We start from the raw sequence: 21,829 nt of genomic DNA, 5'->3' as shown, positions 1-21,829 counted from the left end.
CGAAAAGCCGGCCCGTCGCACCAGCCACAGCCCGCTCCTCAGATCGCAACCGGCTCTGCCAGCCTGTCCCTCAACAATCCAGCCAGGCAGGCCACGTCCCCTCCATGGGCGGCCCCCTCCCGGCGTGTGGCCTCCAACCGCTCCAGCACCCGCAACAGCGCCACGTCCTGAGCGCCGCGCGCCACGCCGAGCAGGAACTGTCGGGCATAGTCGACCACTTCGACCGGCGCGCCGGGCGCCAGCATCCCGGCCAGGTGGGCCATGTCGTCCCGATAGGCGATCGGATCCGGCTCGACCCGGTCCGAGAGCACTTCGCGCGGGCCGCGTGGATGAAACTCGGGCGGGAGGTGGCGCAGGATGGCATCCTGAAACGCCATGACACTCACCAAGGGCTTGGACAGGAACCCGTCGGCCCCCGCCGCGAGAGCCCTGTCGCGCAGCTGGTCCTCCCCGCTGGTGGCAAGGATGACAGCGATCCGGGGTCGGGCGTCGGCCAGCGTGGCGATCAGGTCAAGGCCGGTGCCGTCCGGAAGCCCGAGGTCGATCACGATGACAGAGGGCCGGTAGACCCGCAGGTGGCGTTCCGCGGCCGCCAGGGAATCCGCCCGGCGTATCCGGGCTCCGGACCGCAGGCAGAGCAGTCGCATGGCATCGCTGGCATAGCGGCTGTCCTCGACCACCAGAACCGTGAGGCCCAGAAGCGGGCGGTCCCCGGTGGGGGCCGGCCGGCCGGACTGTCGCTCTACGTCATTCATCGCCTGTCTCCCTCGATGGCCCGTTCCCGCCGACCGCACGCATCCCCAAACGTCTGCCCGGCGCGTTCCGGCCCCTGAAGGGTAGCGATCCTCGGCTAATGAAAGCTTAAGCCATCTACGGGGGGCGACGCCGTCGCAGACCCGTCCCTGCGCGGACCTGTCGCTTGCGTGGCCAGACGCAGCCGCGCATAAGGATCGAAAGGAAGAGGAGAGAGATCATGATCGGTCGCCTGAATCACGTCGCCATCGCCGTGCCCGACCTCGAGGCCGCGGCGGCACAGTACCGCGATACCCTCGGCGCAGAGGTCGGCGCGCCGCAGGATGAACCCGATCACGGCGTCACCGTGGTCTTCATTGACCTGCCGAACACGAAGATCGAGCTGCTCTACCCGCTTGGCGACGCCAGCCCGATCCAGGGATTCCTCGACAAGAACCCCGCCGGTGGCATCCACCACATCTGCTACGAGGTCGAGGACATCCTCGCGGCCCGGGACCAGCTCAAGGAAGCCGGCGCGCGGGTCCTCGGCACGGGCGAGCCCAAGATCGGCGCCCATGGCAAGCCGGTGCTCTTCCTGCATCCGAAAGACTTCAACGGCTGCCTCGTCGAGCTGGAACAGGTCTGATCCATGGCGATCACCTCTGCCCTCGTGCTCTTCGCGGTGATCTGGTTCCTCACCCTGCTGGTGGTCGTGCCGATCAAGCTCAAGACCCAGCAGGACATGGGCAAGGTCACGCCGGGCACCCAGTCCGGCGCGCCCGAGCACCACTACCTCAAGCAGAAGGTCTGGATTACCACCGGGGTCACGCTGGTGCTCTGGGCCATCGTCTGCGGCATCATCCTGTCGGGCTGGGTGACCATCGCCGACATCGACCTCTTCCACCGCATGAACCCGCGCGGCCCCGTCAACTGACGGTCACTTGACTATCTCCTGACCATCACCTGACCGGTACATCTTTCGCTCGGAAATATCCCCGGGGGGCTTGCCGCCCCGCAGGGCGGCAAGGGGGGCAGGCAGCCCCCCGCGCGCGGCGCAGGCCGCGTCAGGCGTCGTGTGCGGCGCAGCCGCTCCGATCGGTCAGGCCTGCTTCAGGCCCGCTTCAGGCCGCCATCCAGCCGGTGGAAGATATGGGTGAAGGTCGCCGCCCCGAAGATCGGGATCACGAGGTTCACCAGCGGCACCGACAGCGGCACCGCCATCAGCACGCCCGCCGCCCAGATCGACAGCCAGTTGCGGCCGCGCAGGCGCTTCGCCTCCTCCCGGCCCACGCGCCGGATCGCGGCCAGCGTGTAGTATTCCCGCCCCAGCAGGAAGCCGTTCAGCCCCCAGAAGATGAAGAGCGCGAAGGGCGGAAACAGGACGTAGAGCACAAGCGCCACGATGTTCGCCCCGATCAGCACGCCGAGGAACCCCAGCGAGTCCTTGATCTGCTCCGGGATCGGCAGCCGGGGCACCGCGGGCAGGTGGGGATAGTGCCGGTCCTCCACCGCCTGCGCCACGTCGTCGAGGAAGAGCGAGGTGATGGCCGAGGCCACCGGCACCATCAGGAAGACCGAGAGCGCCATCATGGCGAAGAAGCTGGACCATGTGACCAGCTCTCCGACCCATGTCACCTCGCCGATCAGCGGCAGGGTGGCGCTGTCGCCCACCAGCCACTGCAGCAGGCCGAGGAGGGCGGCATAGGTCGCCACCAGCAGTGCGAAGGTCAGCACGATCCCGAGGAAGAGCACCCGGCGGAACCGCCGGTCCCCGGCCTGCGACAGCGCGAGGGCAAAGCTCTGCAGGATCACTCCGACTGCCATGTCACCACCTTGGCGAGGTCCGGGCGCGGGCGTTCCGGCGGGGCGGCGGTTTCGGTGCCAAGGTAGACCAGACCGGCGAGGCTCTCCTGCGGGGCCAGCCCCAGACCCTCTTCGAGGAACGGCCGGTCGAAGGCGTGCCAGCCGGTCAGCCAGCCCGCGCCCCAGCCCGAAGCCAGCGCCGCGTTCACGAGGCCGAGGCAGACGGCGCCCGCCGAATAGGTCTGCTCGATGACCGGGATCTTGGGGCTTTCCTTCGGGCTCTCGACCACGGCGACGCAGATCACGCCATCCTCGAACTGCTTGGCCGCCTTGGCGATATCGGCCTCGTCCTTGCCGAGTGCCGCACCCCGGGTCCGGGCCAGTCCCGCGAGGCGATCCAGCGCCGCACCGTCCAGCACGATGAAGCGCCAGGGCTCCAGCTTGCCGTGGTCGGGCACGCGGGCGGCGGCGGTCAGGATCACCTCCATCTCGTCGCGCGACGGCCCGGGGGCGGTCAGCGTCTTGGGCGGACGGGACCGGCGGGTCAGCAGGAAATCGAGGGCGGCTTGGTTTCTTTCGGGCATAGATCACTCCTGTCGCTGCCCCGACATGTCGGCGCTGCGGCGCGGGGATTCAAGCTTTAAACCCACGAAAAGCCTCAGGATCGCACCCGCCCGTCGCCACGGGAGGACCCGGCACCGCCCCAAGTACGGTAGAGCGGACGGTCGATCGGACGACTGATCGGACGGCGAAGGGCGGAGGAGCGGGTGGGGCAGGGCGCTGCAATCGCGGCCCGGTGCTGGGCACCGGAGGCCGCCCGCAACACGCGAGGGCGGCCGGTGCCTGCGATCTCAGGAGGCGCGGGCAGCGGCGAGGCGGGCCTGCGCCTCGGCGTCGCCGTTGGCGGCGCGGCTGATGAGGATGTCGGGCACGTGGTTCTGTGCCCAGATGCAGATCTGATCCATCAAACCGGCCAGTTCCTCTCCGAGCGGGGTGAGTTCATATTCCACCCGCGGCGGCACTTCCGCATGGACGGTGCGCAGCACCAGACCGTCATGTTCCAGACCGCGCAGGGTCTGGGACAGCATCTTGGGCGAGATCCCCTCGATCTTGCGTGCAAGCGCGGCGTTGCGCATCCGTCCCTGCCTCAGCGCGGTGACCGTAAGGTAGGTCCACTTGCCCGAGAGCAGCTCAAGCACCATGTGCGAGGCGCAGTGCCGCTTGAAGACATCGAAAGGATAGCTTTCTGCCGCATTGCTAACCATGAGGTAACTACTTTCCAAAAAGGTGCCTACTTCACAAACGGAAGTTATGGTGGAATCAAGGCGCTCGTCAACGTCGCATAGAACGGCAGGAGCATTTCATGCAGATCATTACTCAAGAACGCACGGGCAGTGCGCAGGTCTTGCAGTTGTCCGAGAAACCCACACCCGAGCCGGGACCGGGCGAGCTGCGCGTGCGTGTCGTGGCCGCGGGGGTGAACCCGGTGGATGCCGCCGTGCGCGCCGGGGATTTCCCCCTCATCGGCGCGCCGCCCTTCACCCTTGGCTGGGATCTGGCAGGCGAGGTCGAGGCCGTGGGCCCGGGCGTGCGCTGGTACCGCCCCGGTGACCGGGTGGCGGGGCTTGCGCGGTTCCCGCAGCAGGCGGCGGCCTATGCCTCCCATGCCATCGTGCCCGAGGAGGAGATCGCCCGCGTGCCCTCGCAGGTAGACCTGCAGCAGGCCGGGGCCCTGCCGCTGGCCGGGCTCACCGCGTGGCAGGCGCTGGTGGTGGCCGGGGGCCTCGCGCCGCGCCAGCGGGTGCTGATCCATTCCGGCGCCGGGGGCGTCGGGCATCTCGCGGTCCAGATCGCCAAGGCGCGGGGCGCCCATGTCACCGCCACGGCGAGCGCCGGCAAGCTGGAGCTGCTGCGCGAACTGGGGGCCGACATCGCGGTGGACTACCACCGGGCACAGCCGGTGGGGCCCTTCGACCTCGTCCTCGATCCGCAGGCCGGGGTGCAGGCGGAAACCTCCGTCGCGCTCACGCGGGCCGGGGGCAAGGTGATCACCCTGCTGGACTTCACCGAGACGGCGGCACAGCTGGCGCAGGCGCGGGGCGTGCATCTGCAACGGATCATGGTGCGGCCCGGGGCCCATCACATGGCCGCGCTGATGACGCTGATGGCCGAGGGCGCGCTGCGCGTCGTGGTCGACCGGACCTTCCCGCTGGCCGAGGCCGGGGCCGCGCAGGACTACCTCGCCGAGGCCCGCCCGGCGGGCAAGGTCGCCCTGATCCCCTGAGAAGCGCCGCGGTCCGGTGCAGGCGCGCGGGCCCGGGCGGGATCAGCGCAGAAGGGCCCGCAGGCCCGTGCCTGGCGTCCAGAGCCGGGCCTGCCAGCCCGCGGCCTGTGCGGCTTTGACGTTGGCCGGGGTGTCGTCGACGAACATGATCTCGGGGCCGGGCAGGGCGATGGCGGCCTGCGCCTTGGCAAAGAAGGCGGCGTCCGGCTTGGCCGCGCCGAGGGCGGCGGAGAACAGCATCCCGTCCACATGGGCGCCGAGCCCAAGCTCCTCCATCAGGTAGCGCGCCCGCAGCGGTTCCTGATTGGTGGCAAGGAGGACGCGCCAGCCCGCGGCACGCAGGGCATCGACCTCCGCCAGGACGGCCGTATCCACAGCCGCATCGCGGGAAAACCAGTAGTCGAGGACCTCTGCCACCGTCAGGTCGCGGTGCAGGGCCGGCAGGCAGCGCGCGAGCACGGTGTCGAGCGCCTCCCGCCCGGTGAGGATCGCGGACCAATGCGGGCGGAAGAAGAGCCGTTGCAGGGCCTCCGGGTCGATCCGAAGGTCCTGCGCGATGGTTCCGGCCCAGCTGCCGCCCTGACGCGGATGGACCAGAACCCCATCCACGTCGAGCATCAGGCAGCGCGGGCCGGGGCCGGTCTCAGCCAAGATGGGCCGCGGCCATCTCGTCGATCAGGGTCGAGTGGAAGGCGCGCACCCGTTCGTTCGGCTGGCGGGTGGCCACGGTCTTGGCCATCGGGTCCGGCGCGACATGCGCGCTGCCCGAGAGGGTCTCGATCACCGCGTGGCCGCAGAACGGCACATAGGCCTCGGAATAACCGCCCTCGTGCACGGCCAGCAGTTTGCCGCCGCAGTGACGATCGGCGGCGGCCATCATCAGCCGGGTCATCTCGGCATAGGTCTCGGCGGTGCACATCATGTGGGCTAGCGGGTCGAAGGGCCCGGCGTCGAAGCCGCAGGCGATGATGATCACGTCCGGCTTGAAGCGGTCGATGGCGGGCACCACGATCTTCTCCATCACCTCGAGGTAGCCGTGATGGCCGACGCCCGGTGGCAGCGGGATGTTGATGTTGCAGCCCTCGCCCGCGCCTTTGCCGCGCTCTTCCACTTCGCCGCTGTCGAGCGGGTAGTTGTGTTCCTGATGGATCGAGATCGTCAGCGTGTCGTCCCGATCGTAGTAGATCGCCTCGGTCCCGTTGCCGTGGTGCACGTCCCAGTCGACCACAACGGCACGGCCCAAAAGACCCTCGGCCCGGGCGGCTTCCAGTGCGACGGGGATGTTGGCCAGCAGGCAGAAGCCGTTGGGCCAGTCGGGCAGGCAGTGGTGCCCCGGCGGACGTGAGAGCGCATAGGCGTTCTTCACCTCGCCTTTCAGGATGGCACGCAGCGAGGCCGTGGCCAGCCCGGCCGAGAGTGCCGCGATCTCGTAGCCGCCCTTGCCGAAGGGCGTGCGCAGGCCCAGCTCGCCGCCGCCCGCGTCGGAGGTTTCCTTGAATGTGTCGAGGAAGGCGGCGGGGTGGATGCGCTCCAGCTCCTCGCGGGTGGCCTGCGGGGCCGAGGAGACATGCAGGTCGCCCATCAGCCCGGTCACGTCCATCAGGTTCTTGAGCCGCCGCTTGGTCTCGGGGCTTTCCGGCAGGCCGCCCGCCGCGAGCGGCTGGACGAGGTCCCCCACCGGCAGGGTCAGCGCGTAGTTGCCGCCCGAGTGCCAGAAACAGCGTTCGTCCCAGTAAAAGCCCGTCTTCATCGTCGTCTCCATCGTCGTTCGGCGCGATCCGACCACTCCGGCGCGGGATTGGCAAGGGGAGGGGCCGCGGGGAGGAGGCGGCAAGTGGCCGGTGCACGCCCGGACCGGTGGGGCGTGTGGCCGTCGAGGTGCGGTCCGGCCGCCTGTCGAGGGCAGGTTGGGGGCAGGGCCGTGGCGCGGCGATTGACAGGCGCGTGGCCAGCCGCCATGCCGGGCCCATGGCACAGCTTCCAGACCTCACCGACCTTGCGCAGCCCGGCACCGAGATCGCCCTGCGGGTCACGCCCAAGGCCTCGCGCAACCGGATCGAGCGGGGCGAGGACGGGGCGCTGCGGGTCTATGTCACCGTGGTGCCGGAGGACGGCAAGGCGAACGTGGCGGTGCAGAAGCTGCTGGCCAAGGCCATGGGCTTCGCGCGCTCGCGGCTCACGCTGGTGCGGGGCCAGACCGCGCGGGACAAGGTCTTCCGGGTGGAGTGAACCGCCTCAGCGCGCCTTGGGCGGCAGGACGTAGCTGCCCTCGGGCAGGTTCAGGGCCGCGGCGAGGTCGCGCAGCTGCGAGGGCGAGAGGGTGATCTTGAGCACTTCGTCGGTGCGGGCGTCGTATTGCTCCAGCGTCACGCATTCGGTGAAGGCATTGATCGAGATGTCTTCCTGCAGCGGCGCCGGGCCATCGTCGACCAGCGTAATGACGGTTGCATCAAACTCGTGCTCGATCGTGAACATGATCTACCTCTTGGGCTGACGGTGTCTGTCCTTGTCCCTCGGGCGGCCCCGGGGCGCAGGCTGACGCGCGCCCGAATGGCCCGAATGGCCGGTGTCTTAGCGGCCCCCACGGTGCTTGAGAACTGCCAAACCTGCAAGCAGGCCCTTGCACGAAGCCCGCCGTTTCAGCGCGGGAGCGGCCTTGCCGCAGTCAAAACTGGCGCGACAAATCGGGAAAATTATTTTCCTAGAGGAAAATTTATACGCTAGAAGTTTGGGCAGAGAGGGCGCGCTCCGGCGTCTTCGGGATCAAACCGGGGAGACATCTGTGCGGATTGCAGTGATCGGTGCGGGAATCATCGGCGTCAACGTGGCGCTGGCGTTGCAGGCGCGTGGCGCCGAGGTGACGGTCTTCGACCGGTCGGCGCCGGGGCAGGGGGCCTCCTTCGGCAACGCGGGCTGTTTCGCCTTTTCGGAGGTCACGCCGATCGCCATGCCCGGCCTCGTCTGGTCGGTGCCGGGGATGCTGGCGGACCCCCATGGCCCGCTGGCGATCCGCTGGTCCTACCTGCCCAGGCTGGCCCCCTGGCTCGCCGCCTTCCTCAAGGCCGGTCGCCCGGGGGAGGTCGCGCGGATTTCCGATGCGCTGACGGCGCTCTGCAGCCGCGCGAAGGAGACATATGCCCCCCTGCTCGCCGCCTCCGGGGCGGAGGCGCTGGTGCGGCGCGAAGGCGCGCTCTTCATCTTCCGGAACCGCAAGGCGCTGGAAGCCGAGCTGCCCGAGTGGGAGATGAAACGCGCCCGCGGCATCGCGATCGAGGAGATCGGGCCCGAGCGCCTGCGCGAGATGGAGCCCGCGCTGTCGCCCGAGTATACCTGCGCCTTCCACGTGCCCGACTGGCACCACACCGTGAACCCCGAGGCCATCGTCACCACGCTGGCCGCCCATCTGCGGGCGCAGGGCGGGCGCATCCGCCGGGCCGAGGTCGACCGCATCGAGATGAAGGGCGAGGGCCCGCAGCTGAAGCCCGCAGGCGCCCCGGCCGAGAGCTTCGACCGGATCGTCATCGCCTGCGGGGCGCATTCCCTGAAGCTCTGCGCGCCGCTCGGCTACCGTCCGCTGCTGGACACCGAGCGCGGCTACAACCTCACGCTGCCCGATCCGCAGGTCAGCCTGACCCGCCCGGTCTGCGTGATGGACAAGGGCTACTTCATGACGCCGATGGAGATGGGTCTGCGCGTCGGCGGCGGCGTGGAACTGGGCGGCCTTGCGGCCCCGCCGAACTGGGACCGGCCCGAGCGGATGGTGGCCCATGCCGAAACCGTGGTGCCGGGCCTGAACCGCGAAGGCGGGCGGCAGTGGATGGGGTTCCGTCCCTCGATGCCCGACAGCCTGCCGGTGATCGGGCGGATGCCCGGGCAGGACAAGCTGCTGGTGGCCTTCGGCCATGGCCACATGGGGCTGACACTGGGCGCCGTCACCGGCCGCCTGCTGGCCGAGATCGCCTTCGATGTCGCGCCCTGCACCGATCCCGCGCCCTATGATCCGGCGCGCTTCACCTGACCGGCCCGCGCCCTGACGGCCGCCAGCCGGCTGGCCCCAACCGACTGGCCCCAACCGACTGGCCCCACCCGACTGGCTCCCAACCGACTGGCCCCAAATTCGACTGACCGAGGAGACGACCATGGAAACGATGACACTCACCCGCGATGACCTTGCCGCCCTGCTGGCGAAGGTCTTCACCGCCAACGGCTGCAGCGAGACCGTCGCGGGCATCCTCGCCGCCAATGTCGCGGGCGCCGAGGCGGCGCAGTCCTACAGCCACGGGGTGTTCCGCATCGAGGGCTTCGTCAGCACGCTGCGCTCGGGCTGGGTCGACGGCACGGCGGTGCCGGTGGTCGAGGACGTCGCCCCCGGGTTCCTGCGGGTCGATGCGCGCAACGGTTTTGCACAGCCGGCCCTCGCCGTCGCCCGGGACGCCTTCGTGGCGCGGGTCCGGCGGCAGGGCGTGGCGCTTCTGGCCCTGCGGGACTCGCACCACTTCGGCGCGCTCTGGCCCGATGTGGAGGCCTTTGCCGACGAGGGGCTGATCGCGCTCTCCATGGTAAACAGCATGACCTGTTCGGTGCCCGCGGGGGCGGTGAAACCGGTGCTTGGGACCAACCCCATCGCCTTTGCCGCGCCGATCGCGGGCAAGCCGCCGCTGGTCTTCGACTTCGCCACCACCACCATGGCCCATGGCGACGTGCAGATCGCCGCGCGCGAGGGGCGCAGCCTGCCCGAGGGCACCGGCATGGACAGCGCGGGCCAGCTGACCGGTGATCCCAAGGCGATCCTCCACGGCGGGGCGCTGGTGCCCTTCGGCGGGCACAAGGGCTCCGCCATCTCGTTGATGGTGGAGCTGATGGCGGCGGGGATCTCGGGCGGCAACTTCTCGTTCGAGTTCGACTGGTCCGGCCATCCCGGCGCCCAGACCCCGCGCACGGGGCAGATCCTGCTGGCCATCGATCCCTCCCACGGTGCGGGCACGGCCTTCGCCGACCGGGGGCGCGTGCTGGTGGACCAGCTGGCCGAGGCGGGGTTCACCCGCTACCCCGGCGCACGGCGCCGCGCCGTGCCCGTCGGGCCCGGCACGGAGGTGCCGCTGGAGGCCCCGGTGCTGGCCCGGCTTGAGGCGCTCGCCTCGGGCGCGGCCTGATCCGATGGCGGGCGCGGTCGAGCCCCAGCTGTCCCTGCCCCCGCTCGGCGAGCGGGTGCAGGCATTGCGCAAACGGGCGGGCCTGACGTTGAACGATCTGGCCGGGCGTGCGGGGATTTCCGCCTCGGCGGTCTCCAAGATCGAGAACGGCCAGACCTCGCCCACCTACGAGACGCTGCTGCGGCTTGCGCTCGGCCTCGGGGTGGACGTGGCAGAGCTCTTCGGCGGCGCGGCGGAGAGCCCGGTGAACGGGCGCCGCACGATCACCCGCGCCGGGCAGGGCGCGGTGCAGTCGACGCCGCAGTACGACTACCGGATGCTCTGCACCGAGTTGGCGACCAAGGCGTTCAACCCCCTGCTGACGAAAATCCGCGCCCGGTCGATCGCCGAGTTCGACGGGTTGCAGAGCCACCGGGGCGAGGAGTTCTTCTATGTCCTCGATGGCGAGGTGGAACTGCACACCGAACATTACGCACCGGTCCGGCTGGGGGTGGGGGACAGCTCCTACTTCGACAGCGCCATGGGGCACGCGCTGATCTCGGTCAGCGCGCAGGAGGCCACGGTGCTCTGGATTGCCACGCGGGTGCATGGCGTGCTGGAGCGCTGAGACGGCTGCGCCAACATGTTGAAACTGTTCGGCACACTGGCCCTGTCCGTCGTGCGTGTTCGCAGGCGGCTGGCGGACGTCGGAAGGGGCTCCGGGGGCAAGGATGAGCCACTGATCCCGCGGGGGAGGCCCTTTGCGAGGTCTGCGTCGGGGCGACGCCAGACCGGCATATGGGACGGTACACGGCGGCGGGCTTTGCGCTGACAGGCCCCTGTTCGTGGCGGCCTGTCGACGGAGGGGCCGGGTGACAGCGCGCCGGACCGGTTCCGGCGCCGCCGGTGGCAAGACCGCCGAGGGAGGCCCCGGCCGCGCCGCTTCCTGCCGGAACTGCCTGTGATAGTGGCAGATCAAAGAAATTCGGGCCCGGCGCTCCCTTACAGCGCAAAGCCGCGCGCCTCGAATCGGAAAGCAAGCTATTCAGAATCTCGATTGAATTGAGGAATTGGTGCTTGGCCCGCGCAATACCTTGGGGCTCGCCACCGTGGTATTACGATGAATCGAATTGATGGCCTTCAGTGGGGCAGAGGTATTGCGGCAGTGCTTGTCGTGCTGTGCCATGCCATAGCGCACCCGCTTCCGTCCCAACCGGAACTGACCTGGACGATCGGCGTGGCTGGCGTCACGCTCTTCTTCGTGCTGAGCGGCTTCATCATGGTCGTGACGACAGGCCATGGCCGCTTCAACCCGGGGGCCTTCATGACGCGCCGTATCCTGCGCGTGGTGCCGCTTTACTACGTGATGTCGATCCTTGCGGCGGTGCTGGCATTGGCTCTGCCCTCCGCGTTCAAGGGCACCGTTTTCGACATCGGTCACCTGGTGAAGTCGCTCCTGTTCATCCCGGCGGAGCGCCCGGGGTCCGACGAGATCGTTCCGGTGCTCAAGCTGGGCTGGACCCTCAACTTCGAAATGTACTTCTACCTGATCTTCGCGGGGTTCGCATGGCTCGACGCCAGACAGCGCGCCCTCGCGGTGACCCTGTTCTTCGGAGCCTCGGTCGTGATCGGCGCGCTGACCCACTTCGAGAGCCCCGTGCTCGAGTTCTACACCCGGCGCGACACGCTCGCCTTCGTGGCAGGTGTCTGGATCGGCATCCTCCATATCAATGACAGGTTGTCGAACTGGGAACCTCTTGCCCTCGCAGGGCTTGTGGCGGGGGTCGTGCTGGTCATGGTGAACATCTATCTGGTCGACGTTCCGTTGATCGACCTGGTGTCGTCGGTGACGCTTTTCTGCGCCTGCGCGGTCCTGCTCCTCGCAGGGAGGGTGAACCGCTACGCGGACCGGGTGCCGCGCTGGTTCCTGCTGTCGGGCGATGCGTCCTACTCGATCTACCTTGCGCATATCTTCGCGATCGGGGCGGTCTATTTCGCCCTGTCCGGTCTGCCCTACCTGGTTCAGATCGTCGTGGCCTTCACGGCTGGCACGGCGGCGGGCTTCTTCGTGTATTTCGCGATCGAGCGCCCGCTGACCCGTGCGGCGCAGCGGGCGGTGTTGCGTCCGCGCAGGCGGGCGGCGGCGCATGTCAGCCCCGGTGCCGCGGAGTGAGCGCCGCGCCCGCCAGGTCCGCCCGCCAGTGCGGCGGGATCAGGTGCTGATCCAGCGAGAGGCGCCTGCGCACCCGGAACGGTGACCGACGCACATTGCCCCTGACATCACGGTTGATCCCCTGGCCACACGCTGCCCGCATGGTGCCATGCGGGGGCGCTCCGGCCCCCGGGGTTATCCGTCGAGTGCCTGGCGGGCATTGGCGGCCTTTCTAAACAGCAGCGCTGCCATGACCGCCTGCCCCGCCAGAACGCCTGCCAGGGACCAGACCGGCGCCGCGATCAGCAGCAAGCCGACCACCAGCACGACAGAGAGGCCGCCGGAGACCGCGCTGGCCCATGCGAGGGGTCGGAATTCACCGAGGGCCTGCAACAGGAGGCTCTCGGGCGTGCGGGCCGTCGTCAGCCCCGCGATCAGGAACCAGAGCGTCAGGCCGGCGATCAACGTGCCGCGGTCATACTCGGGCGGGAAGATCGTGTCGGGCAGCCAGATCCAGAGCCCCCCGGCAAGCAGCAGGGTCATCCCGTAGATCACGAACAGCATCCGGCGCAGCGTGCTCACCCGGTCGAAGGCATCATCGTAGCGGCCATTGGATAGCGCGGCCGCCAGCGGGGGGCGCTCGAAGTTGCCGAGCGCGTTCTGGGTCAGCGTGATGGGACGGATCAGCAGTTGTGCCGCGGCGATCGGGGCGAAGGCGGAGGGCCCCACGATCAGCGTCACGAGGTAGGCGTGGGCGTTCGCGGTGGCCTCTGTCGTGATCACCCCCAGCAGGGACCAGCGCGCATAGTCGCGCCAGACCTTCAGGTAGTCTTTCAGCGCACCGAGCGAGACACGGTAGAACTGGTGCAGAAGATAGCTCGGGCCGAAGGGAAGAAGCGCGGCGAAGGCGCTGAGCAGCAGCAGGCCGAAGGCCTGTGCGAGGCTGAACCCGGGCAGCCCGCGGATCGCGATCGTGCCGGCGATGACCATGGCGCCATAAGCTATGTCCGAGTAGGCGGCGCGCATGGGCTGGGCGACGGAGTAGGCGTGCGACCGGGCGAACCAGCGCAGCAGCATGACGACCGTGTAGGCCAGCAGCACCATGTTCGCCGTCGCATCAAGACCAAGCGCCAGCCCAACCATGCCGAGCACCACCGACCCGGCAAGGGCATAGAAGAGACTTCCGCTCATGAAGCAGCGGACCACCTCCTGTCGCGTGGTCTGGTCTTCGGCCTTGCCGAGCAGAAGGGGATAGGGCGCGCAGAGCAGGGCGCTGCTGATGCCGTAGCCCAATTGAACCGTGATCAGCAGGAAGGAGAAGGCGCCGAACTCCTCCGGCGGCAGCGTGTGCAGCAGTTGGAGGGAGAGAAAGAACTGTGAACCGGCAGAAGCGACCTGTCCGAGGGCAGGTGGCAGAAATCGGAGGTACTTTCGCAAGGTTTTTGCCATCTATGGTTGAATTTAAAAAGCCGGCAGGTGACGATCTCAAAAGTTGAAGTCAGTAAATTGCGTGTCGGCGCATTGCGCACGCGTTGAAGTCCTCAAATTCACTCCAACTCCCGAAGATCCTCGAAACTTGAAACGATATTGCGCCCGGACTCTGCGAATGAGGCAGGAAACCGGCGCCGGACACGGGACTTTCTAGGGTATCGCCCTGCGTCGCACAGGAAATGGGCTTGTTTCCAAGCCGTTGGCCTGCGCGTGCACAGCCGGGGTGCGCCCGACGACCCCCGGGTGCTGCCGCTGTCTTTCCTTACTTGTACCCAACTTCTGCAAGCTTTCCTCGACAGGTTGAGCGCGATGAATTCTGCATGGAGCCCATACACAATGGCCGAATACCAGAATACCCTCGAGTTCGATGTCTCGCCCGCACCGGTCCTGTCATGGACGGAGGGGGAGATCGCTGATTTCCGGAATTCCGACGTCATGAGCGGCGGCAGTATTTCACAGGTCACGCAGGCGATCAATTTCACCACGGGGACAGACGTGCTTGGCCTCCAGGTGCTCTATGAACAGGGCGGAGCCAGCAGCGGCCTGAACATCTACATCGAGGATGGTCAGCTCTTCGCTGCGGTCTGGGACGTGAATGACGGTGGCTGGGGTGTTGTGGAACTGTCGGCGGACATAGCCGGTGAGACACAGTACGAGGTGGCGCTGATCCTGGATGCGACGGTGGCAGATGGCGGGCTGGTCGCCTTGGTCCTGAACGGTGTCCAGGTGGATGCGGCCAGCGGTGTCGGTGCGATCCGGTCACTGGCGGATTCCATCGGGCTTGGCGAAGTGTCCGGCAAGACACGTATCGATGGCGCGGCCATTACCGATGACGCCACGTTCGGCGGGACGATCCACTGGGTCGAACAAATCCATGCCGTCCCGTCCGCGGCGTCCTATTCCGGCACGCCTGAGGTGGAGGGGCATGATGCCCTGATCGCCAGCCTGTCCGACGCGGCGCTCATCTTCGAATGGCAGGACGGTGACGATGCCACGATCGACAGTTCCGAGGCGCTCAACGGGGGGCTCTTCGACGAAAAGACCCAGATCGTCAGTTTCACGACCGGCGATAACATCGACGATCTCCAGATGCTCTACGAACAGGGCGGCCGGACGCGCGGGCTGAACCTCTTCATCGAGGGCGGGACGCTCTATGCGGCTGTCTGGAACGGGGCGAAGGATGCTTGGGACTACACGGAACTGTCCGCCGCCGTGGAAGCGAACACGTCCTATGACGCGGTTCTCGTGATGGACGGGAACGCGGAGCAGACCGGAACAGCCTCGCTCTATCTCAACGGTGCTCTCGTGGATGAGGCCGGAGGGATCGGTGTGCTCCGCTCTCAGACCGGGGACGGTGCCGTTGGCCACGTGGACGGAAACACGCTCGTTCATGATCAGCGTGTCGGGGACGATGCCAGTTTCACGGGCACGATATCCTATGTGGCGGGCTACAACGACGCGGCGGATCCCGAGGGCGATACGGGCGGGGGCTTCGAGGAGCCTCCCGTCGAAGAACCGCCCGTGGAGGAGCCACCTGTGGACGGGGGCGATGATGAAACCCCGCCCGATCCGGAAGAGGGGGGCTCCGACGGTTGGGCCTTCCAGGGCATCAGCCTCGACTACGCCCGCAACGGGCTGGCCGTCCTGGCGGAATCGCAGCTTGCCATGGACGGGGTCGTCGAGATCAACGCGAACGCGGTTGCGATCGTCTCGCGCTACCAGGTCGCCCATCAATGGGCGAGCGATGTCTATGCCGATGACTACTACACGGAGTCGCTGGCCAACATCACGCAGGCGATTCAGGACGCGCAGGCCCGCGGGCTCCAGATCCTTCTGAAGCCGCATCTCGGCGGGGCCGACGGCACCTGGTCGGGGAACCTGACGCCGAACGACGCGGACGCCTTCTTCGAGAGCTACAAGGCGCATATTCTCGACCTGGCGCGGATCGCGGAAGCCAATGATGTCGAGGTCTTCTCGCTCGGCAACGAGATGGGCGAACTCTACGGCCCGGAGTACACGGACTACTGGCTCGATATCATCTCGGACGTGCGCGACATCTACAGCGGTGATGTGACCATCGCGGCGCAATACTGGCAGGCGGGCAATATCGAGTTCTGGGACGAGCTCGATTTCATCGGGATCAACGGGTATTTCCCGCTTTCCGATGCGCCGGTGCCGACGGTGGAGAAGCTCATCGCGGCCTGGACGACCATGGACTCGGGTCTCGCGCAGTGGCTCGGAATGTCGGTGGTGGACTATACGCAATCGCTCTCGGAGCAATATGACCTGCCGGTCATCTTCACGGAGATCGGCTTCCGCAGCATCGAAGGTGCGGCGAGCGATCCCGGGGACTACGACCTGGTTGGCGAGGTCAGCGAGGAGGCCCAGGCCAACATGATGGAAGCCTTCATGCAGGTCTGGGGCGAGCAGGGCGACTGGTTCGAGGGCAGCTTCCTCTGGGGCTGGAACGTCGCGCAGGGCCAGGACAACGACTACTCCGTCCAGGACCGGCTGGCCGAGGAGATCGTCGCCGACGCCTACGGCGCACAGGACGGGATCCTGCTGCCCGAGGACGAGGGCGGCCAGACCGAGATCACGCTGCGCGTGTCCGGGAAAGGGCCCGAGGACTTCACGCCGGAGCTGCTCGTCAACCTCGACGGGCTGGACGTGGCCCTGCTGGACGTGACCGCAGTGCGCGCGGAGGGGGATTTCCAGGAGTTCACCATCACCGTCGACGACGCATCGCCCGAGGAATTGCGCCTGTTCTTCACCAACCCGGTCGACCAAACCGGGATCTACGTGGACTGGATCGACGTGAATGGCCTGCACATCGAGGGGGAAGATGCCACTGACAACGCGGCCATTCCCGAGGGCTACCAGGACAACTCTGAATTCGCGTCCCTCTTCATGAATGGCGCGCTCAGCTTCTCGCTGGTCGATTCGGAGCTTCTGCTGCTCTGAGAGCGGGGGGCGCCACGGTGGCTCCCGGCCCGGTATCGCAAACTGCCGGAAAATCACGCACCGCAGCCATTGGCTGCGGTGTCTTCGTTTTTGTGAACGGAACGTCAGAAGGTTTGCCGGGCCGGCCCTTGGCAGGCCGAGCGGGCCGCTCATACGATGCGGGCAATACTATGACCGATTACTAAAAATGCTTGTTCGACCACTCTGGATGGATTGCTAGAGATGAAATTGACCATTGGCATCAAGGCTCTCAACGAGAGCGAACATATCGAGAAGGTCCTGCAGAGCGCGCTGGCCGCGGCGGCGCCCTGGGGCGGCGAAGTTGTCCTTGCCGATAGCGGGTCGACCGACGGCACGGTGGAAATCGCCAACCGCTACCCGGTCCGGATCGTTCAGCTGACGAATTTTCAGGATCGCTCCTGCGGGGCGGGCGCGCAACTCGCCTTCCAGAATGCGCTGGGCGAGTATTTCTACCTGCTCGACGGGGACATGGTGCTGGACCCGGGCTTCCTGGACGAGGCCATTCCGCTGCTGGATGCCACGCCCGAGCTGGCGGGCGTCGGGGGGCAGGTGACCGAGGTGAACACCGAGGGGCACGGCTTCAAGATCCGGGCGATGGCCATGGCCGGACGGAACTGGCGCTCCGGCCCGGTGGATCATCTCGATTGCGGCGGGCTCTATCGCGCCGAGGCGGTCCGTTCCGTCGGATACCTGGCGGATCGGAACCTGCATGCCTTCGAGGAGATGGAACTGGGCGCGCGGCTGCGCGCCGGTGGCTGGTCGCTCGCACGTATCGACCGTCACGCCGTGGATCACTACGGCCACCAGCAGAACGGCTATCACCTCCTTCTGCGGAGGATGCGCAGCGGCTATGCCGGTGCGGTGGGCGAGGTGCTTCGCGGGGCCGTCGGCCGATCGCACCTGCCACAGGTGCTGGGCGCTTGCACCCATATCCGGAATGCCGCGATCGTGGTGGTCTGGTGGTGCCTGCTGCTCGTCGCGCTGCTGGGGCCCTGGTCGTGGACGGCCGGGGTGCTTGCGTTCCTCGCGCTCGTCGGGGTGCCGCTGGCGGCGCTCAGCTGGCGGCGCGGGTCCCTGAACTTGGGGATGTATTCGCTGGTGTCGTGGAACGTCACGGCAATCGGGTTGATCTCGGGCTTCTTCCGGCACCGTGTGCCCGCCGAGACCCCGCTCAACTGCACGGTCCTCCAGGACCCCGAGACCTTCTCTGCGACCGCGACATGACCTTTGTGACATCCGCAGCCAGTGCGCTTCGCGCCGTTGCTTCGGTGTGCCTGCTGTCCACCGTGCCGGCCGCCCACGCCGAGACCTACGCCTGGAAAGAGGTCGCCATCGGCGCGGGCGGGTTCATCACCGGCTATTCCACCGACAGGACCGGGGAGACCCGGGTCATTCGCGCCGACGTCTACGGGGCGTACCGCTGGGAGGACGATGCGGACCGATGGGTGCAGATCGTCACCAGTGATGCCATGCCGGACGCGTTCCGGGACCAGAACGGCATGGTCGAGGGCGTCTATGCCCTGACCGTCGCGCCGACGGACCCGGATCGGCTCTACATGGCCGCACGTGACCGGCTCTTCACCTCTCGGGATGCGGGCCGGAGCTGGGCCGTCGCGGCACCCCCGGCCGCGGGAGAGCTGGAGTTCGATCCGAACGATGCCTTCCGTCATTCCGGGCCCGCGCTTGCGGTCCTGCCCGACGACCCCGATCGCGCGTTCTTCGGGTCTCCGCAGCAGGGTGTCTGGCGGACGATCAACGGCGGCGACACTTGGGAGCATGTCCCGGACATACCGGCCTCCGCGCCGCCCGCCGACGCGCCCGAAGCAGGCCTGCCCGGGATCCCGATCTGGACGCCGGGACCGGCGCAGGTCTGGGCCTATCCGCCCGGCGGCGGCCTCTATGGCTCCACGGACGGCGGGATGACCTTCGCCAAGGTCGACACGGTGGGGGACACCGCGCCCTATCGCATCCGGCGTGCCGCGTTTCGGGGGAATGACTTCTATGCTGTCGGCGATGGCATCGACGGACGTCCCGGCATCTGGCGGCTGAGGGACGGCACATGGGCGAACCTTGCCGATCGTGCGGGGCTGTCGCCGCGGCGTGCCTTCGCGGGCATTGCCATGCTGGGAACGCCGGGGCACTTCATCGTCTCCGGCATCGGCGGCACGATGATGGTCACGCGGGACGACGGGCGCAGTTGGGCCCCTCTCGGGCGCGATGTCGTGATCCCGCCGAAGGAGCCGCCCTGGTTGCGGGTATCGGATCGCAGCTATTTCTCGGTCGGGTCCGTCATGACCGATCCGCTGGACCCGGACCTCCTGTGGCTGCCGACAGGGGTCGGCGTCTTCTCCGGCCGCGTCATCGGTGGCGAGATCCGCCTCGAGAGCCAATCCCGCGGGATCGAGGAGCTGGTCGCGAACGACGTGATCCACCCGGCCGGTCAGGCGCCGCTCTTCGCGGCCTGGGACTTCGGCATTCACCGCCGCGAGGACCTCGACAGTTTCTCGACGGGCTATGGTCCGCGGGAGCGGGTTCTGATCGCCGCGCAGCAACTGGACTGGAGCGCCGGAACACCCTCCTTCATCGTCACGAATGCCTCCGACACGCTGAGATGCTGCGACTATGACGGGGACGCGGTCCTGGCGGGCTACAGCGAAGACGGCGGGCGGACCTGGCAGAAGTTTGCGACCCTGCCGACGCCTCCGGGGCAATCCGCCGACGATCCCTTCCGCATGTCCTTCGGCAGTATCGCGGTGGCTTCGGATGACGTGAACACCATCGTCTGGATGCCGAGCTTTGGCCGGGCCCCGTTCTACACCCGCGACCGGGGGAAAACCTGGGCCCGGGTCGTCTTCGAGGGCGAGGTCCTGCCCAACACCGGTGCGCATCAGGCCTTCTATCTGAACCGCAAGGTCGTCACGGCGGATCGGACCCAGCCGGGCACGTTCTATATCCTTCATGATGGCGGGGCCGAGAACGGGCCGCTCGCAGGGCTCTGGCGGTCCGAGGACTACGGCCAGAACTGGCAGCAGGTTCATCGGGGCCCGGTGGCCGGAGACAGTGGCCAAAGCGCCAAGCTCCGCAGTGTTCCGGGGCACGCCGGCATGCTCTACGCCACGCCGGGCACGGCCCATGACGATCCGGGGCTGTTCCGGTCCACGGACGGGGGCGCACATTGGGAGCGCCTGCCGCGGATTTCCCAGGTCGACGACATTGCCTTCGGCGTCGCCGCGGAGGGCGCGGAGTTCCCGTCGATCTACATCTCGGGCCGGGTCGAGGGTGTCTTTGGCATCTGGCGCTCGGTCGACGAGGGCGCGACTTGGCACAGGCTGGTCGATTTTCCCCTCGGGCGGCTCGATCAGGTCACCGCGCTCGCTGCGGACCCGACGGATGAATTCGGCCTTGTCTATATTGCCTACCGGGGGTCAGGATGGGTCTATGGCCGACCCGAGGCCTGTTCCTCTGGCGCCTTCGAGCAAGGCGACACGTCCTATTGTTTCGAGGTTGAGGGTCAATAATAGATATTTCGGGCGTTGTTCTGTTATTGTGCTCAATTCGCCGCCTTTTGTCATAAAGTTCCAAGGCGCCTGCCATGTTTGATTGTTTTGTTGCTTGCCTGGCGCGCAATTTCCGGCTGCTCTAGGTCAGGTTTATCGGTCGCGGGGCCGTGGAGGGGGGATACCGTCCACAGCTTTCAGACGGCAGCGTGGCGTGAGTGCCCGAGGGCTCCCATGAACACAATGCGCCATGTCTATGCAGGTCCTGCGGGCAAAGGAGGGAGGCCGGTCGGGGGAGGACCACGGTGCCGGATGAGCGATCTGCCTGATCGTGCGCGCCGGAGGAGGCACCAAATCGCATGAATTGTGGGCTTTCGATTCGCCTTTTCGCGAGGCGGGTTCATTTTTTGCGGTTATTCACCGGCTGAAATCACCTCTTGGTTGTGCGAGGCGCTGGCATTGTGTTTCACTGTGCAGTGTAGATGCCTTGAAACCGCGCAATTCCGGCGCTTTCCCGAGATTTCCGGCGTCCTGCCTGCTGTATACGGCTGCCGATCTTGCCGCACTGCAGAGATTAAGTTTTGATTAAGACAAGAATGCGGCTGAATTTCGTCGCGCCCAAGCTGCCAACTTTCATCGACTGCATTTTCATGGGGATTTCTCAATGAATGACTATGCAATGAGACAAGAAATTTTTCCTTTGGTGTCAAAGCCTCTGACCTGGGGTGACGCCGTCAAGGGTCGCTCCGCAATTCGCTCCGATGTGCCCAGTGTCGACGAGATGCATACACTGCCTCGCGTCATCTTGCGCCGTTACACCGGGCACGCCTACGACCAGTTTCCCGGCGACCGCCACGACGAGTGGCTCATGCGCCTGCAGGACATCGTCATCGCCTCTGCCGCGCTCTTCCTTCTGTTGCCGTTCTTCATCGTCGCGGCCCTGGCCATCAAGCTCTCCTCGCGCGGCCCGGTGTTCTTCCGGCAGGACCGGTACGGTCTGAACGGCGAGATTTTCCGGATCTACAAGTTTCGGACCATGAAGGTCGACCAGGGGGATGCCAGCGGGCGCCAGCAAACCGTGCGCGACGACCCACGCGTGACCTGGATCGGGAAGTTCCTGCGCAAGTCGAGCCTTGATGAACTGCCTCAGCTGCTCAACATCCTGCGCGGTGACATGGCTGTCGTCGGGCCGCGTCCCCATGTTCCGGGCATGATTGCCAACGGCGTGACGTACGAGAGCTTCGACGAGCGTTACATGGACCGCTGCAAGGTACGCCCCGGCCTGACCGGGCTGGCGCAGATCAAGGGGTTCCGCGGCGAGACGAACAGCGAATACACCGCCCGGATGCGTCTGGAATACGATCTGCAATATATCGCGGAGCGCAGCGCACTGCTGAACCTCAAGATCTTCGTCGCGACACTGCGCGTCGAGTTCATCGGCGGTGGCGGTTACTGAAGCAGGTAGATCAAGAACCGGACCGTCAGGCCGATCATGATGGCACAGGACCCCCAGACCAGGAGGTTCTTGAAGAACAGGACGGCACGGTGGTTTTCGCCACGCTCGTTGCCTGCCGGGCCCGAGCGTTGTGAGGCTGGCTTGCCTGCCGAATACTCAACAGAAGTGTCGGTTTCTTCCGTCATCTACCGCCTGTCAACTATCGGATTGCACAAAAATCACTCGGACCTTGTTCAACCTAAGGCGCCAAGAGTTCTCTCGTCAACAACTACCGCCCCGTCGCGCCCGCGGGCAGACGTG

At 67.0% G+C, this 21,829-nt stretch carries 21 protein-coding genes; 12 read left to right on the top strand and 9 right to left on the bottom strand.

Features of this window, described 5'->3' with window-relative positions; all coding sequences use genetic code 11:
• Window positions 1-38: 38 nt before the first annotated feature.
• Window positions 39-755, bottom strand: a complete 717-nt coding sequence (locus ACX9MO_RS05870) for a response regulator (protein WP_462213867.1) — start codon at window positions 753-755, stop codon at window positions 39-41.
• Window positions 756-973: 218 nt separating this feature from the next.
• Between ACX9MO_RS05870 and mce the strand changes: the two genes are divergently transcribed.
• Together mce and ACX9MO_RS05860 are read left to right on the top strand one after the other, a co-directional pair.
• Complete coding sequence (mce, locus tag ACX9MO_RS05865; protein ID WP_222491271.1) at window positions 974-1,378, top strand: methylmalonyl-CoA epimerase; 405 nt, start codon at window positions 974-976, stop codon at window positions 1,376-1,378.
• Between the two features lie 3 nt (window positions 1,379-1,381).
• Window positions 1,382-1,666, top strand: coding sequence for a DUF1467 family protein (locus ACX9MO_RS05860; RefSeq protein WP_462213866.1), 285 nt, complete (start codon window positions 1,382-1,384; stop codon window positions 1,664-1,666).
• Between the two features lie 176 nt (window positions 1,667-1,842).
• On the opposite strand, the gene ACX9MO_RS05855 is transcribed toward ACX9MO_RS05860, so the two are convergent.
• The 3 genes from ACX9MO_RS05855 to ACX9MO_RS05845 form a co-directional block, all read right to left on the bottom strand.
• The gene (locus tag ACX9MO_RS05855; protein WP_462213865.1) at window positions 1,843-2,556 is read right to left on the bottom strand and encodes an EI24 domain-containing protein; all 714 of its coding nucleotides are present in this window, start codon (window positions 2,554-2,556) and stop codon (window positions 1,843-1,845) included.
• Complete coding sequence (locus ACX9MO_RS05850; RefSeq protein WP_462213864.1) at window positions 2,541-3,119, bottom strand: nitroreductase family protein; 579 nt, start codon at window positions 3,117-3,119, stop codon at window positions 2,541-2,543. The genes ACX9MO_RS05855 and ACX9MO_RS05850 overlap by 16 nt, the downstream gene beginning before the upstream one ends.
• Window positions 3,120-3,386: 267 nt before the next feature.
• Window positions 3,387-3,800 (bottom strand): winged helix-turn-helix transcriptional regulator, encoded by a 414-nt coding sequence (locus ACX9MO_RS05845; RefSeq protein ID WP_462213863.1) that lies wholly within the window; start codon window positions 3,798-3,800, stop codon window positions 3,387-3,389.
• A 98-nt stretch (window positions 3,801-3,898) separates the two neighbouring features.
• Between ACX9MO_RS05845 and ACX9MO_RS05840 the strand changes: the two genes are divergently transcribed.
• Window positions 3,899-4,819, top strand: a complete 921-nt coding sequence (locus tag ACX9MO_RS05840) for an NADP-dependent oxidoreductase (RefSeq protein ID WP_462213862.1) — start codon at window positions 3,899-3,901, stop codon at window positions 4,817-4,819.
• A gap of 42 nt (window positions 4,820-4,861) precedes the next feature.
• Here ACX9MO_RS05840 and ACX9MO_RS05835 read toward each other — a convergent pair whose 3' ends face one another.
• A complete protein-coding gene (locus tag ACX9MO_RS05835; protein ID WP_462213861.1) occupies window positions 4,862-5,470 on the bottom strand; it encodes an HAD-IA family hydrolase in 609 nt (202 codons plus the stop codon).
• The gene (locus tag ACX9MO_RS05830) at window positions 5,463-6,569 is read right to left on the bottom strand and encodes a class II histone deacetylase (RefSeq protein ID WP_462213860.1); all 1,107 of its coding nucleotides are present in this window, start codon (window positions 6,567-6,569) and stop codon (window positions 5,463-5,465) included. Before ACX9MO_RS05830 ends, ACX9MO_RS05835 begins: the two co-directional genes overlap by 8 nt.
• 218 nt (window positions 6,570-6,787) lie before the next feature.
• Here ACX9MO_RS05830 and ACX9MO_RS05825 point away from each other — a divergent pair, with 218 nt between their 5' ends.
• Window positions 6,788-7,048 carry a DUF167 domain-containing protein gene (locus ACX9MO_RS05825; protein ID WP_462213859.1) on the top strand — a complete coding sequence of 87 codons (261 nt, stop codon included), beginning with the start codon at window positions 6,788-6,790 and terminating at the stop codon, window positions 7,046-7,048.
• A gap of 6 nt (window positions 7,049-7,054) precedes the next feature.
• Here the strand turns inward: ACX9MO_RS05825 and ACX9MO_RS05820 are convergent, their stop codons facing one another.
• Window positions 7,055-7,294: a hypothetical protein gene (locus ACX9MO_RS05820; protein ID WP_222491288.1), complete on the bottom strand. Its 240-nt coding sequence runs from the start codon at window positions 7,292-7,294 to the stop codon at window positions 7,055-7,057.
• Window positions 7,295-7,601: 307 nt separating this feature from the next.
• Here ACX9MO_RS05820 and ACX9MO_RS05815 point away from each other — a divergent pair, with 307 nt between their 5' ends.
• From ACX9MO_RS05815 to ACX9MO_RS05800, 4 genes are all read left to right on the top strand, one after another.
• Entirely contained in the window at window positions 7,602-8,837 is a 1,236-nt protein-coding gene (locus ACX9MO_RS05815) for an NAD(P)/FAD-dependent oxidoreductase (protein ID WP_462213858.1), read from the top strand.
• Between the two features lie 121 nt (window positions 8,838-8,958).
• Entirely contained in the window at window positions 8,959-9,972 is a 1,014-nt protein-coding gene (locus tag ACX9MO_RS05810; RefSeq protein WP_462213857.1) for an Ldh family oxidoreductase, read from the top strand.
• Between the two features lie 4 nt (window positions 9,973-9,976).
• Window positions 9,977-10,579, top strand: a complete 603-nt coding sequence (locus ACX9MO_RS05805) for a helix-turn-helix domain-containing protein (protein ID WP_222491294.1) — start codon at window positions 9,977-9,979, stop codon at window positions 10,577-10,579.
• A 537-nt stretch (window positions 10,580-11,116) separates the two neighbouring features.
• The gene (locus tag ACX9MO_RS05800; RefSeq protein WP_462213856.1) at window positions 11,117-12,124 is read left to right on the top strand and encodes an acyltransferase family protein; all 1,008 of its coding nucleotides are present in this window, start codon (window positions 11,117-11,119) and stop codon (window positions 12,122-12,124) included.
• Window positions 12,125-12,298: 174 nt separating this feature from the next.
• Here the strand turns inward: ACX9MO_RS05800 and ACX9MO_RS05795 are convergent, their stop codons facing one another.
• The gene (locus ACX9MO_RS05795) at window positions 12,299-13,540 is read right to left on the bottom strand and encodes an MATE family efflux transporter (RefSeq protein WP_222491298.1); all 1,242 of its coding nucleotides are present in this window, start codon (window positions 13,538-13,540) and stop codon (window positions 12,299-12,301) included.
• 390 nt (window positions 13,541-13,930) lie between these two features.
• Here ACX9MO_RS05795 and ACX9MO_RS05790 point away from each other — a divergent pair, with 390 nt between their 5' ends.
• The 4 genes from ACX9MO_RS05790 to ACX9MO_RS05775 all read left to right on the top strand — a co-directional run bounded on the left by ACX9MO_RS05790 (window position 13,931) and on the right by ACX9MO_RS05775 (window position 21,529).
• Window positions 13,931-16,555 carry a glycoside hydrolase family 113 gene (locus tag ACX9MO_RS05790; protein WP_462213855.1) on the top strand — a complete coding sequence of 875 codons (2,625 nt, stop codon included), beginning with the start codon at window positions 13,931-13,933 and terminating at the stop codon, window positions 16,553-16,555.
• A gap of 222 nt (window positions 16,556-16,777) precedes the next feature.
• Window positions 16,778-17,800, top strand: coding sequence for a glycosyltransferase family 2 protein (locus ACX9MO_RS05785; RefSeq protein ID WP_222491302.1), 1,023 nt, complete (start codon window positions 16,778-16,780; stop codon window positions 17,798-17,800).
• On the top strand, window positions 17,797-20,094 hold the full coding sequence (locus tag ACX9MO_RS05780; RefSeq protein ID WP_462213854.1) for a WD40/YVTN/BNR-like repeat-containing protein: 2,298 nt from the start codon (window positions 17,797-17,799) through the stop codon (window positions 20,092-20,094). Before ACX9MO_RS05785 ends, ACX9MO_RS05780 begins: the two co-directional genes overlap by 4 nt.
• A gap of 643 nt (window positions 20,095-20,737) precedes the next feature.
• Window positions 20,738-21,529, top strand: coding sequence for a sugar transferase (locus tag ACX9MO_RS05775; RefSeq protein ID WP_462213853.1), 792 nt, complete (start codon window positions 20,738-20,740; stop codon window positions 21,527-21,529).
• Here ACX9MO_RS05775 and ACX9MO_RS05770 read toward each other — a convergent pair.
• Window positions 21,523-21,714 (bottom strand): hypothetical protein, encoded by a 192-nt coding sequence (locus tag ACX9MO_RS05770; protein WP_462213852.1) that lies wholly within the window; start codon window positions 21,712-21,714, stop codon window positions 21,523-21,525. The genes ACX9MO_RS05775 and ACX9MO_RS05770 overlap by 7 nt on opposite strands.
• Between the last annotated feature and the right edge of the window lie 115 nt (window positions 21,715-21,829).

This window comes from Pseudooceanicola profundus (assembly GCF_054919315.1).
The sequence above is the reverse complement of the archived record's forward strand: the minus strand, read 5'-3'. Positions and strand labels throughout refer to the sequence as shown.